The organism is Mesorhizobium sp. M4B.F.Ca.ET.214.01.1.1, assembly GCF_004791545.1.
In the GTDB taxonomy this organism is placed as follows: Bacteria; Pseudomonadota; Alphaproteobacteria; order Rhizobiales; family Rhizobiaceae; genus Mesorhizobium; species Mesorhizobium abyssinicae.
This window is the reverse complement of sequence record NZ_SRUX01000009.1, coordinates 259,109-270,069: the sequence shown is the minus strand read 5'-3', so window position 1 is coordinate 270,069 and position 10,961 is coordinate 259,109. Positions and strand designations below refer to the sequence as shown.

The 10,961-nt window shown below is 64.6% G+C and carries 11 protein-coding genes; 6 read left to right on the top strand and 5 right to left on the bottom strand.

The genetic code is table 11. The features are described 5' to 3' along the window. The first annotated feature begins 21 nt into the window (after nt 1–21). The gene (gene ade / locus EN857_RS19775) at nt 22–1,839 is read left to right on the top strand and encodes an adenine deaminase (protein ID WP_127391527.1); all 1,818 of its coding nucleotides are present in this window, start codon (nt 22–24) and stop codon (nt 1,837–1,839) included. A gap of 22 nt (nt 1,840–1,861) precedes the next feature. On the opposite strand, the gene EN857_RS19770 is transcribed toward ade, so the two are convergent. From EN857_RS19770 to EN857_RS19760, 3 genes are all read right to left on the bottom strand, one after another. Further along, nucleotides 1,862–3,025 (bottom strand): alpha/beta hydrolase, encoded by a 1,164-nt coding sequence (locus tag EN857_RS19770; protein ID WP_127391526.1) that lies wholly within the window; start codon nt 3,023–3,025, stop codon nt 1,862–1,864. Nucleotides 3,026–3,148: 123 nt separating this feature from the next. Beyond that, complete coding sequence (locus tag EN857_RS19765; RefSeq protein ID WP_127391525.1) at nt 3,149–4,222, bottom strand: alpha/beta hydrolase; 1,074 nt, start codon at nt 4,220–4,222, stop codon at nt 3,149–3,151. A 102-nt stretch (nt 4,223–4,324) separates the two neighbouring features. Beyond that, a complete protein-coding gene (locus EN857_RS19760; protein WP_127391524.1) occupies nt 4,325–5,728 on the bottom strand; it encodes an aminopeptidase P family N-terminal domain-containing protein in 1,404 nt (467 codons plus the stop codon). 139 nt (nt 5,729–5,867) lie between these two features. Between EN857_RS19760 and ilvA the strand changes: the two genes are divergently transcribed. Together ilvA and EN857_RS19750 are read left to right on the top strand one after the other, a co-directional pair. Beyond that, a complete protein-coding gene (gene ilvA, locus EN857_RS19755; protein ID WP_127391523.1) occupies nt 5,868–7,124 on the top strand; it encodes a threonine ammonia-lyase IlvA in 1,257 nt (418 codons plus the stop codon). Further along, complete coding sequence (locus EN857_RS19750; RefSeq protein WP_127391522.1) at nt 7,121–7,678, top strand: DUF1697 domain-containing protein; 558 nt, start codon at nt 7,121–7,123, stop codon at nt 7,676–7,678. The genes ilvA and EN857_RS19750 overlap by 4 nt, the downstream gene beginning before the upstream one ends. A 9-nt stretch (nt 7,679–7,687) precedes the next feature. Here the strand turns inward: EN857_RS19750 and EN857_RS19745 are convergent, their stop codons facing one another. Together EN857_RS19745 and gloA are read right to left on the bottom strand one after the other, a co-directional pair. Next, a complete protein-coding gene (locus EN857_RS19745) occupies nt 7,688–7,978 on the bottom strand; it encodes a DUF2218 domain-containing protein (protein ID WP_126054341.1) in 291 nt (96 codons plus the stop codon). 119 nt (nt 7,979–8,097) lie between these two features. Next, the gene (gloA, locus tag EN857_RS19740; RefSeq protein ID WP_127285838.1) at nt 8,098–8,538 is read right to left on the bottom strand and encodes a lactoylglutathione lyase; all 441 of its coding nucleotides are present in this window, start codon (nt 8,536–8,538) and stop codon (nt 8,098–8,100) included. Nucleotides 8,539–8,838: 300 nt separating this feature from the next. On the opposite strand from gloA, the gene EN857_RS19735 reads away from it, so the two are divergent. The 3 genes from EN857_RS19735 (at nt 8,839) to EN857_RS19725 (ending at nt 10,956) form a co-directional block, all read left to right on the top strand. Then, on the top strand, nt 8,839–9,435 hold the full coding sequence (locus EN857_RS19735) for a cold-shock protein (RefSeq protein ID WP_127285837.1): 597 nt from the start codon (nt 8,839–8,841) through the stop codon (nt 9,433–9,435). Nucleotides 9,436–9,605: 170 nt separating this feature from the next. After that, the gene (locus EN857_RS19730; RefSeq protein WP_127391521.1) at nt 9,606–10,169 is read left to right on the top strand and encodes a DUF192 domain-containing protein; all 564 of its coding nucleotides are present in this window, start codon (nt 9,606–9,608) and stop codon (nt 10,167–10,169) included. Nucleotides 10,170–10,188: 19 nt separating this feature from the next. Further along, entirely contained in the window at nt 10,189–10,956 is a 768-nt protein-coding gene (locus tag EN857_RS19725) for an alpha/beta hydrolase (protein ID WP_127391520.1), read from the top strand. Nucleotides 10,957–10,961 lie beyond the last annotated feature (5 nt).

The window sequence follows — 10,961 nt, the reverse complement described above, 5'->3', positions numbered from 1 at the left end:
GCCACAGCCAAGGAATCGCCAATGCCGAAAACGAAGGCCGCCAGGCCCGCAAAACCCCGTGTGTGGACCGAGATGGCGACGCACCTGGTCGATGTCGCGATGGGCCGCAAGCCGGCCGACCTTGTCATCCGCAACGGCCGCTGGGTGAACGTCCATTCGGGTGAGATCATCGCCGGCACCGACATTGCGATTGCCGGCGGGCGCTTCGCCTATTGCGGGCCGAATGCCGGCCACGCCATCGGGCAGGGCACCAAGGTCGTCGATGCCGGCGGGCGCTATCTGGTGCCCGGCCTTTGCGACGGGCACATGCATGTCGAGAGCGGCATGGTGACGGTGACCGAGTTCTGCCGCGCGGTGATCCCGCATGGCACCACCTCGATGTTCATCGACCCGCACGAGATCGCCAATGTGCTGGGCCTGGCCGGCGTGCGGCTGATGCATGACGAGGCAGTCGCCATGCCGATCAACGTGCACGTGCAGATGCCATCCTGCGTGCCGTCGGCGCCGGGGCTGGAACATGCCGGCGCCGAGCTGACGGTCGCCGATGTCGCCGAGGCGATGAGCTGGGAAAACATCATCGGGCTCGGCGAAGTGATGAATTTCCCGGGCGTCGCCGCCAACGACCCGGTGATGTCGGGCGAGATCGCCGCCACGGTCAGGGCCGGCAAGACGGTCGGCGGGCACTATGCCTCGCGCGACCTCGGCCTGCCGTTCCACGGCTATGTCGCCGGCGGTCCGCAGGACGACCACGAGGGCACACGCGCGGAAGATGCGATCGCGCGGGTGCGCCAGGGCATGAAGGCGATGCTGAGGCTCGGCTCGGCCTGGTACGACGTCGCTTCGCAGATCAAGGCGGTGACGGAGAGCGGGCTCGATCCGCGCAACTTCATCCTGTGCACCGACGACAGCCATTCCGGCACGCTGGTGCATGAAGGCCATATGGACCGAGTGGTGCGGCACGCGATCAGCCAGGGCCTGAAGCCGGTGACGGCGATCCAGATGGCGACGCTGAACACCGCCCAGCATTTCGGGCTGGAGCGCGAGATCGGCTCGATCGCGCCGGGACGGCTTGCCGACCTGCTGATCGTCTCGGATCTGGCGGCGATGACCATCGACGAGGTCTATGCTCGCGGCGTCAGGCTGGCCAAGGGCGGCAAGCTCGACATCGACATCCCGGCCTATGACTATCCGAAGACGGCCAAGAACACGGTCAAGCTTGGCAAGAAGCTCAAGGCGAAGGATTTCGACGTGGCCGCGCCGAAGGGGGCCAACGAGGCGCGCGTACGCGTCATCGGCGTGATCGAGAACCAGGCGCCGACGCGAGCACTGGAGGCCGACCTGCCGGTCGAGGACGGGCTTGTCGGCATGGACCGGCGCAACGACGTCTGCCAGATCGCGCTGGTCGAGCGGCACAGGGGCACCGGCGGCGTCACCAATGCCTTCGTCTCCGGCTTCGGCTACATGGCGGACTGCGCGATGGCGTCCAGCGTGGCGCATGACGCGCATCACATCATCGTCGTCGGCACCAACAAGCAGGACATGGCGCTGGCCGTCAACCGGCTGGGTGAGGTCGGCGGTGGTGTGGTCCTGTTCTCCAAGGGCAAGGAACTGGCGCTGGTCGAGATGCCGATCGCCGGGCTGATGTCAGACGAGCGCGCCGAGACAGTCGCGGCCAAGGCCGAGCAACTGACGGAAGCCATGCGCAAGGTCGGTTGCTCGCTGAACAACGCGTACATGCAGCACTCGCTGCTGGCGCTGGTGGTCATTCCCGAGCTCAGGATTTCCGATGTCGGACTGATCGACGTGACGACGTTCCAGAAGGTCGATCTTTTTATCTGAAACCGTGTGGCGGGCCCATCGATCAGCCGCCGGTGGCGATGGTCAGCACCTTGAACGGGGTGGTGATGACCACCTCGGCGACCGAGCCGACGGCCTTTCCAATGCCTTGGCCGATATTGTCGAACTCGGCCGAGTCAGGTTCGGTCGAGCGCAGGGCGGCTGGTGTGCGCAGCCGGTCGCCGAGCAATTGCACCAGCATCGGATTATCCGCGAACTTGGCATGGTTCAGGCGGTCGCCGCCCTTGGTGTTGGTCAGGTCCGCCACGACCACGCCATAGCTGGCAAGGTCGGCCGCATTGCCGTAGTCCCCGACTCGAGGCTTGTCGCCGGAAATGAGGGAAGACAGCTTCAGCGCCCGGTCGTCCCCCGAGAGCAGGATCGCGAAAGGCTTGTCCGGCTTGCCGTAGCGGATCATCTGCTTCTTGAAGACGTCGACATCGATGTCCGGCGAGGCCAGGATGACATAGCCGATCTTGCCGCCGAGATCGCGGTCGCCGGTGATGGCGAGCTGGCGCAGCGCCTCCATCGTCAGCCAGGTCCCCATCGAATGGGCAATGATGTCGATGCTCTTGACGTGAGTCTTGGCCAGCATCCGCAGCGTCGCCTCGAGGTCGTCACGCGCGGCTGTGGAGCTGTCCTTGTCGTAGATATAGCCGGTCGTCTTGCCGCTCGACGCCCAGGAGAACAGCACCGGCGTGCCTGGATATTTCGTGTCGTGCGCGATCTGGGTCAGCCGGAAGACGCCATCGTCGAAGCCGTTGTTGAAGCCGTGCACGAAGACCAGGGCGCGGTCGCCGCTTATGGCGATGTTGGAGCCGACGGCCTTGGCGAATTGCTGCTGGTCCCCATAGTGGACGACCTCGGTGGCGGTGAACTGCTTGGCCGGGTTGCTGTCGGCCGAACCCTTGGCGCGTTCGATGGCGCCGACCTGATGCACCTTGGGAACGGTGACGTCGACGCGGGCGTAGCTGGTGGTCAGCGAGCGGTCTCCGTCGAACACCTGCCGCTTGTCCTTCGTCGCCTGCTGGCGGGTGGTTGCGACGAAGATCTCGTGCGTCGCGGCGATGTCGGAGGCCGGCACCGCAACCGTCGTCTTGTTGAGCAGGTCATGCGTGTTCCGGCCGGCGCAGCCCGTGGCGGCGAGCGCGAAGGCAAGGACTATGACAGTCTTCGAACGCACGATCACCCGGGATCCCTCAAGGGGCGAAAATCATAACGCCTCAGACCAATCCGATAAAGCCCACGGCCGGTCCGGTCCAGTTCAAAGTGGGCGCGGCCGGCAACCGCGCCGGCCGGGCGGCACCATCAGCTACTGCCCGAGCTGGCTGATGCGGTCGGTCACCGTCTGGTCGCTGGCGAAGCCGTCATCCTCGCGCAGCCGCTGGCCGATCATCTTCACCAGTTCGGGATTGTCGGCGAATTTGGTGTGGTTGAACCTGTCCGATCCCTTGACGCTGGAGAGGTCGACGACGCTGACGCCATAGGTGGCGAGGTCGGCCGCGTCCTTGTAGTCGCCGACGCGTGGCCGCGAGCCGGCGATCAGGCCGGAAAGCCGCAGCGCCCGGTCATCGTCGGACAGAAGCAGGATGAAAGGCTTGTCCGGCTTGCCGTAGCGGCGCATCTGGCTCTTGAACACGTCGACGTCGATATCGGGCGAGGCCAGAACCACGTCGCCGAGCCTGCCGCCGAGATCGCGGTCGCCGGTGATGGCGAGCTGGCGCAGCGCCTCCATGGTCACCCAGGTTCCCATCGAATGGGCGACGATGTCGATGCGCCGCGCGCCGGTCTGGGCAAGCATGCGCAGCGTCACCTCCAGCTGGTCGCGAGCGGCGCTGGCGCTTTCCTTGTCGTAGACATAGTCGGTGGTCTTGGCGCCGGACGCCCAGGAAAACAGCACCGGGGTGCCTGGATAGCCGGAGTCATGCGCAATCTGCGTCAGCCGATAGACGGCGTCGTCGAAGCCGGTGTTGTAGCCATGGACGAAGAGCATGACGCGGCCACCGCGCGCGGCGATGTCGGCGCTGAGCGCGCTGGAGAATTTCGGCTGCGTGTCGTAGCCGACGACCTCGGAGGCCATGAAATATTTCGCCGGGTCGTCCGACTTGCCGCGTGAGCGCCGCTCGATCTGCCCGGGCTGGTGGATGCCCGGAACCGTGACGTTGACGCGGGCGTAGTTCAGTGTCGCCGAGCGCTCGCCGTCGAAGACCTTGTTGGGGTCGTCGGAGCGCTTGCGCGTCGTGGCGATAAAGATCGAATGGTTGCCGGCGATTTCCGTCACCGGCGTAGACATCACGGCGCTGCCGAGCAGTTCCTCGGTTTTGCGGCCGCCACAGCCTGCCACCAGCAGGGCAAGCGCAAGAATGCAAATCGTCTTCAAACGCACGTCAAAATTCCATTCGAGCCCAAAAAGGGCCGTCCACCCTCCGCGACATCTCCCCAGCAGGCGAAGTGCGGCGGAAGTAAGTCGCGTCCAGCTAAAATCTCGTCAGCGCCCGGCGACGGCCATCGCAGTGTTGCGCGAAAGCCAGAACGGCGGAAGGAAGGCCGGGATGTTGGAGAAGGGCAGCACTTCGGGCTTGAGCCGAATGCCGAGCACATCGCCCATGAAGGCGCGGCGAGCCTCGATGCGGCGCCAGGCGTCCGGATAGCGGGCGGCGATCTCCTCGCGCAGCGGCTCGTCGGCAAGCGCGATGCCGTCCTCGATATTGGTAGTGAAATAAGCGCTGCCGGTTGCCGGGATGATGTCGACCTGCAGCGCCATGCCGGACTTGAGTTCGATCGCGGAGCCGGAAAACACCGGCGAATGCATCCATTCGTCGATATGGATGAGATGGCCGGGATTGAGCGAGACGCCGAAGAATGGGTCGCCGATGCGCTGATGCACCGCTTTCCACAGCGCGCCGCCGGCGACACCGATGCCTATGGTCTCGTACCAGTCGACGGCAGCGGAAAAATATGGCGCGACCAGCTTTTCGATGTAGTCGCTGATGCGTTCCGGCAGCTCGGCGGCGCTCTCGACCAGGAAGCCGGCGCGGGCGTTGAGCGAACCCTGGATGCCATAGGCCATGGTGATCGGATCGCCGCGCTGGATGATGTCGAGGCGGGGGCTCGGCAGCCCGTAGGGCGCGCGCTTGCCGGCCGACAGCATCGGGTGGCAGCATTGCGGCAGGCCGTTGATACCCATCAGCCGCGCCGCCTGCAGCTCCGTCATGCCGGGTTCGATGCCCTGGAGTACGTTGCGCAGGCCTTGCGAGGAAAAGGTCGCGGCGAATTCGAAGGCTGCGAGCTGATCGGCCTCGTTGATCGCCCGCAAGCCGTCAGCCGGGTTGATCAGGAGATCGGCCGCGTTCTCGACCGCGCCCCTGTCGCCGGCCAACGCGCGCAGCGTGTCGGCGATGAAGGACGGCAGGTCGAGCGTCCTGCGCCCAAAGCCGGCATCGCCGGCGCCGAACGGCTTCCAGCCGATGGCGCCGATCCGGTGTCCGGGCTTTAGCCCGCTGGCCGCAAGGATGTCAGGCAGCGTATCGGAACGATCGCGCGGCTGCGCCGGCAGCGAAAAGGTCTGGCAGAGGATGCGCTCATAGGGTCCGTCGCAGAGCTCGGCATAGCCCCAGCCCTCATTGCCGACCAGCAGCTTTGCTTGCTTGCCGGCAACGATGACCAGCAGCGTTTCCTCGAAGCGGGGGTCGTAGCCGCAAAGGTAGGCGACATTGGCGGCATGCTCGCGGTCGCCATAGACGACGAAGCCATCGAGGCCGGCCTTCGCGCCGCGCGCCAGCAAGGCTTCGATGCGCGCCTCGTAGGTGGCGCGAGGAATGAGCGGCATCAGGGTCGGCTCGCCGAATTCCGGCAGCGACACGGTTTTCAGGGCGACCGACGCAACAGGCATGAACAAACGCCTCCAAGTGCTTGCAACGATACCGGGAATGCCCCGCGGCGAGGCTGATGGCAGGCGGACAATGGCCTTGCGGGGCCGGATGTGCAATAGGCTTACATTAACCGCCCAGCACGCTTCGGGACGATTTGCCATGAACAGTTTTTCTTCTCGCGTTGCCACGGCCGCCGCCGCCATCCGCCAGATCTTCCCGGAGACGCCGCTTCAGGAAAACGACTATCTGTCGAAGAAGACCGGCGCCCGGGTGTTGCTGAAGCGCGAGGATCTGACGCCGGTGCGCTCCTACAAGATCCGCGGCGCCTTCAACTTCTTTCGCAAGGCGCTGGCCGCCGGCAATGCGGCAGAGCTGTTCGTTTGCGCTTCCGCCGGCAACCATGCGCAGGGGTTTGCCTTTGTCTGCCGCCATTTCGGCAAAAAGGGCGTCGTGTTCATGCCGGTGACGACGCCGCAGCAGAAGATCGACAAGACGCGGCTGTTCGGCGGCGACTTCGTCGAGATCAGGCTGGTCGGCGATTTCTTCGACGACTGCTATCGCGCCGCCTTCGAATTCGCGGAGAGCGCCGGCGCGCATATGGTGCCGCCCTTCGACCACAGGGACATCATCGAGGGGCAGGCGACGGTCGCCTTTGAGATCGCCGACCAGATGCCTGGCGCGCGCATGCCCGACATCGTCATGCTGCCGGTCGGCGGCGGCGGGCTCGCGGCGGGCGTCACCCATTACTTCGCCGACCAGCATCGCGAAGCGCGTTTTGTCTTCTGCGAGCCGGCAGGCGCGCCGAGCCTCAGCGAGAGCCTGTCCTCGGGCAAACGGATCAAGCTCTCCAAGGTAGACAACTTCGTCGACGGGGCCGCGGTCGCCGAGATCGGCCGCGAGCCGCTGCGGCATCTGAGGGAATTTGCCGCCGAAGCGGTGCGGCTGATCCCGGAGAACCGGCTCTGCGCGACGATGATCGAGATGCTCAACGTCGAAGGCGTGGTGCTCGAGCCGGCAGGCGCCCTGGCGATCGATGCGCTCAAGGATTTTTCCCGCAAGGAGATCAGGGGCAAGACCATCGTCGCCGTGGTTTCGGGCGGCAATTTCGATTTCGAGCGGCTCCCCGACGTCAAGGAGCGGGCGCTGCGCTTCGAGGGGCTGAAGAAATACTTCATCATCCGCTTTCCGCAGCGGCCGGGCGCGTTGCGCGATTTCCTCGAAATGCTGGGGCCGGACGACGACATCGCCCGCTTCGAATATCTGAAGAAATCGGCGCGCAATTTCGGCTCGGTGCTGATCGGCATCGAAACCAAGGACCGCCGCAACTTCGACCTGCTGAAAGCGAATTTCGACGCCGAGGGCGTGCAGTACCAAGACATCACGGACAACGAGACGCTGGCCGGGTTCATCATATGAGCGGAAAAGGGACGGTTTTCGTCGCGCTGTTTTCCGGCATCAATGTCGGCGGCAACCGCATCGTCAGGATGGCGGAGTTGCGGAGCTTCTTCGAGGACCTCGGCTTTTCCGATGTGGCCAGCTACGTGCAGAGCGGCAATGTCGTGTTCCGTTCAAGGAAGGGCGGTGCGGCCAGCTTGACCGACAAATTGGAAGCCGCCTTCGAGAAGAATTGGGGGTTCCATTCGCGCATCATGGTGCGCGATGCCGGCTGGCTCGAGCGGCTGGTGGAGGAAAACCCCTATCCGGAGGTTGCCGGCGAGCCGACCAAGCTGCATGCCTATGCGCTGGAGCGCGAACCCACTGCGGAGGAGATCGCCCGGCTCGCCGAAAAATGCACCGGCCCGGAAAGCTTCGAAGTCAAACGCGACGTGCTTTACCTGCACGCGCCGGAGGGGCTTGGCAAATCGGTGTTCGCCAATCTCGTTCCACGCACCCTGAAAGTGCCGGGCACCGCGCGCAACTGGCGCTCGGTGCAGGCGCTGCTGGAGATGGCGACCAAGGCGGGTGCCTGATGCCTCGACTCAGGCGGCCTTCTGCCAGTCGAAGGTCAGCTCCTCGCGGAAGGCAAAGCGCTTGATGTGGTCGGCGACGACCGTTTCCAGCCGCTCGAGCGAGGTGGCGTCGTCGGCTGCCACGGCGATGTGAAGCGCCTTGGCATCGGCCTCCATGACGGTGCGTCCCAGCGACGTCAGATCGATGGCGCCGTGGTGCGGGTCGAACTCGACCGGAAATTTGTGCGCCCAGTGCTTGCAGAGCTGTTGCAGGTAGCGGCTGGCATGTTCGGTGGCGACATCGGCGCGGCTGGTCGGCATGGATGGTTCTCCGATGGGTCAAGAAAAACGCCAGCCTCGCGAGGCTGGCGCCATGACTGCATAGATAGGCGCCGTCTCGCAAAACGCCATAGGCGACCGATCACATCGGCGTTGCCGGCCTACCAACTGCCGGTGTTCGCCATCGAGGCCCAGGGCTCGGCCTTGGCCTTGGCCGGACCCTTCTGCAGCAGCTCGATCGAAATGCCGTCCGGCGAGCGGATGAAGGCCATGTTGCCGTCCCGTGGCGGCCGGTTGATGGTGACGCCCTTGTCCATCAGATTTTGGCAGGTGGCGTAGATGTCGTCGACCTCGTAGGCGAGATGCCCGAAATTGCGGCCGCCCTTGTAGTCTTCGGGGTCCCAATTGTAGGTCAATTCGACCAGCGGCGCCTTTTCCGTGACGCCGCTTTGTTCGTCTTCGGACGCGGCGAGGAAGATCAGCGTGTAGCGCCCCTGCTCGTTCTCGTAGCGGCGCACTTCCTTCAGGCCGAGCTTGTTGCAGTAGAAGTCGAGCGAAGCATCGATGTCGGCGATGCGGACCATGGTGTGCAGATAGCGCATGGGATCTTTCTCCGGGGCGTTGCGTCGCGGCGGAACATAGGGGCCACCCGGCCAAAGGGCAATCGCCGTGGCGCCGGGGGCAAGAGGGCAATCCGATGGTCAAGCAGAGCCGGAGCGGCGGCAGCGTCCGATTTTAGGACATCGTCACCCGGCTGCGGACATGCCGGCAAACAACAAATGAGGTATTCCACTGCTCAACAGTGAAAAAAGGCACGTCAGGTCTTGCACAGACCGGAAGCCGCAGTGTTAATCTGATGTCAAGAATCAGTTGCGGTTGTGTTGAAAAAAGGGGGCATTCTTATGGGGGAAAAGGCCTCTTTTACGGGGCGGGACGGAAGCCTTGAGGGCGCCTTGAAGCGTGACAGCGGCGGCGAAGGCGCCGACCTTGTCGAAATCGCCGGCGCAATCAAATGGTTCGACGTAGCCAAGGGCTACGGTTTCATTCTTCCGGACGATGGTGTCTCCGGTGATATTCTCCTCCATGTGACGTGCCTTCGAAAGGACGGGTTCCAGACCGCGCTGGAAGGCGCGCGCGTCGTTTGCCTGGTCAAGCAGGGCGATCGCGGCCTGCAGGCCTTCCGCGTTCTTTCCATGGATGCCAGCACGGCGGTCCATCCGGCTGAGATGCAGGAACAGCGCACCCACGTCACCGTGACGCCGGAGAGCGGGCTTGAGCGGGCGCTGGTGAAGTGGTTCAACCGCACCAAGGGATTCGGCTTCCTGACCCGGGGCGAGGGCACCGAGGACATTTTTGTCCACATGGAGACGTTGCGCCGCTACGGCATTACCGAGCTCAGGCCCGGCCAGGTCGTGCTGGTTCGCTTCGGCCGCGGCGACAAAGGCCTTATGGCTGCCGAAATTCATCCCGATATGGGCACCTTGCCGGTCTCGCACTAAGCTGTGTTGATATTCAGGTGATGCCGGCCTGCAAATGGCGGCTTCCCGTGCTTCCGGCGCTGACGCAACTGAAGTACGCTCCGCTCCGGCTCTCGGAAACCACCATTCCGGACTCGGCCCGACCTGAATCTCAACACACCTTGGGACGACGTCCCGGCTCAGGATTTTACATGCTTCACAGGAACTGGCTGACGGCAGGCGCGATCTGCATCGCGATGGCTATCGTCGTCGCGGCGGGCGCCTATTTCTATTCGCAGCGGCCGACTTCGGCGGACGGCCAGGCCATGATCCTGCCGGTCGACCCGACGCCGCTGGTGGCGGTGACGAAATCGGGCGAGCGTTCCTTTTCGATCGAGATCGCCGACACGCCCGACGAGCGCGAGGCGGGCCTGATGTTCCGCCAGCATATGGCCGACGATCACGGCATGCTGTTCGTGTTCGAGGAGTCCAGGGACCTGACTTTCTGGATGAAGAACACGCCGATGCCGCTCGACCTGATCTTCGTCGGCCAGGACGGCAGGATCCGGGCAATCTTGAAAGGCGAGCCGCAGTCCGAGGCGATCATCTCGCCCGGCGAACCGGTGCGCTTCGTGCTCGAGCTCAAGGCAGGCACGGCCGCCAAGGACGGTATCGCGGACGGCGACCTGTTGCGCCATCCGGCCATCGGCTCGGCGTCGGGGCCGGCCAAGCCGGCGCCTGACAAGGGCGATGCGCCGAGCGTCGATCCCAACTGAACAATCCGGACCTTTGCCGATGCAGTATTTTTCGCATGACGGTTTCGACCTCGCCTATCTCGATCGCCAGCCGGCATCGGGCCACGGCGATCCGGTGCTGATGATCCACGGCTTTGCCTCCAGCCACCATGTCAACTGGGTGTCGCCAGGCTGGTTCAAGACGCTGAACGATGCCGGCTACCGGGCGATTGCCTTCGACAATCGCGGCCACGGCTCGTCGTCGAAAAGTTACAACGAGGCCGACTACACGCCGGCGAAAATGGCTTCCGACGGCGCCGCCCTGCTAGACCATCTCGGCATCGAACGCGCCCATGTGATGGGCTATTCGATGGGCGCGCGCATCTCGGCGTTCCTGGCGCTGTCCGATCCGGACAAGGTGGCGACGCTGGTGTTCGGCGGCCTCGGCATCGGCATGGTCGACGGCGTCGGCGACTGGGATCCGATCGCCGAAGCGCTGCTTGCCGAGGACCCGGCAACGACGACGCATCCGCGCGGCCGCTCGTTTCGCGCCTTCGCCGACCAGACGCGCAGCGATCGCCGGGCGCTTGCCGCCTGCATCGCCACCTCGCGCGAGTTGCTTGGCGAAGACGATATGGCGCGGATCGCGCAGCCGACCTTGGTCGCTGTCGGCACCAAGGACGACATCGGCGGCTCACCGGACGAACTGGCGGCGCTGATGCCGAACGCCCGGGCGTTCCACATCGAGGGCCGCGACCACATGCTGGCAGTCGGCGACAAGAGCTTCAAGCAGCGGGTGCTGGAGTTTTACGCCGAAAACCCGCTCTGATACCG

What these genes read in the sequence shown, in the direction of transcription:
- ade (WP_127391527.1), top strand. Translation starts at nt 22, where the DNA reads ATGCCGAAAACGAAGGCCGCCAGGCCCGCAAAACCCCGTGTGTGGACC.
- EN857_RS19760 (WP_127391524.1), bottom strand. Translation starts at nt 5,728, where the DNA reads ATGCCTGTTGCGTCGGTCGCCCTGAAAACCGTGTCGCTGCCGGAATTC.
- ilvA (WP_127391523.1), top strand. Translation starts at nt 5,868, where the DNA reads ATGAACAGTTTTTCTTCTCGCGTTGCCACGGCCGCCGCCGCCATCCGC.
- EN857_RS19750 (WP_127391522.1), top strand. Translation starts at nt 7,121, where the DNA reads ATGAGCGGAAAAGGGACGGTTTTCGTCGCGCTGTTTTCCGGCATCAAT.
- EN857_RS19745 (WP_126054341.1), bottom strand. Translation starts at nt 7,978, where the DNA reads ATGCCGACCAGCCGCGCCGATGTCGCCACCGAACATGCCAGCCGCTAC.
- gloA (WP_127285838.1), bottom strand. Translation starts at nt 8,538, where the DNA reads ATGCGCTATCTGCACACCATGGTCCGCATCGCCGACATCGATGCTTCG.
- EN857_RS19735 (WP_127285837.1), top strand. Translation starts at nt 8,839, where the DNA reads ATGGGGGAAAAGGCCTCTTTTACGGGGCGGGACGGAAGCCTTGAGGGC.
- EN857_RS19730 (WP_127391521.1), top strand. Translation starts at nt 9,606, where the DNA reads ATGCTTCACAGGAACTGGCTGACGGCAGGCGCGATCTGCATCGCGATG.
- EN857_RS19725 (WP_127391520.1), top strand. Translation starts at nt 10,189, where the DNA reads ATGCAGTATTTTTCGCATGACGGTTTCGACCTCGCCTATCTCGATCGC.